This window comes from Citrobacter sp. S55_ASV_140 (assembly GCF_018919505.1).
GTDB lineage: Bacteria > Pseudomonadota > Gammaproteobacteria > Enterobacterales > Enterobacteriaceae > Citrobacter > Citrobacter werkmanii.
The window spans coordinates 1-792 of the sequence record NZ_JAHLQZ010000414.1 but is presented as its reverse complement, the minus strand read 5'-3'; the positions used below and the strand labels follow the sequence as shown (position 1 = coordinate 792).

The 792-nt window shown below is 39.3% G+C and carries 1 protein-coding gene; it reads left to right on the top strand.

Annotated elements, in window-relative coordinates:
* Positions 1-125: 125 nt before the first annotated feature.
* Positions 126-575: a GNAT family N-acetyltransferase gene (locus KQJ18_RS24260; RefSeq protein ID WP_038637894.1), complete on the top strand. Its 450-nt coding sequence runs from the start codon at positions 126-128 to the stop codon at positions 573-575.
* Positions 576-792: the final 217 nt, after the last annotated feature.

The window sequence follows — 792 nt, the reverse complement described above, 5'->3', positions numbered from 1 at the left end:
GTATTAACCTTTATGCTAAAAGTGGATCCTATCAATAGGTAAAAAGTGTCTCTTTACCAGAATTTATAAAGCCCCTAGGATCATACTCCTGAGACATTATTCTTATACAATATCAGGAGAAATATATGAATAGCAAAAATACTATTACAATTGCAGCTGCAGAACAAGAAGATTACTCCAGCTGGCTTCCTTTATGGATAAACTACCAAACATTTTATCGTACTAAAATTTCAGATGAAGTAACGAAATTAACATGGGAGCGTTTTCTGACGCCAGACGAACCAGTTTATTGTGCAGTTGCCAAATATGATGGTAAAATTGTGGGCCTGGTGCATTATGTTTTTCACCGTTCAACCTGGGCAGAATCAAACTATTGCTATCTCGAAGATCTATTTGTTAGCGAAGAAGTGCGCGGTCAACATATCGGTAAACAGCTGATCGAGTATGTTCAAAAGCAAGCCCAAAAAAACCATGCGTCAAGATTATACTGGCACACGCATGAAACCAACCTGCGTGGACAAAGACTGTATGACTGGGTTGCCAAAAAGAGTGGGATGATTGAATATCGTATGTGAGAGAAATAATACTTTTCACAGACGTTAATCATTCAGTTTAAAAAAAATCAAAGATTAGCCTCTGAGTAGATATACTCAGAGGATGTACTGATAACTCATCACCCCGGTCTTAATTTGATGAAGAAAGAACGTTTCACAACCCTTCGATGTGGGATGGCAGGTGTCCATGCGGTATCTGCCGATACGTCCTTCCGGTTTGGGCGTCATACTCATGATC

What these genes read in the sequence shown, in the direction of transcription:
- KQJ18_RS24260 (WP_038637894.1), top strand. Translation starts at nt 126, where the DNA reads ATGAATAGCAAAAATACTATTACAATTGCAGCTGCAGAACAAGAAGAT.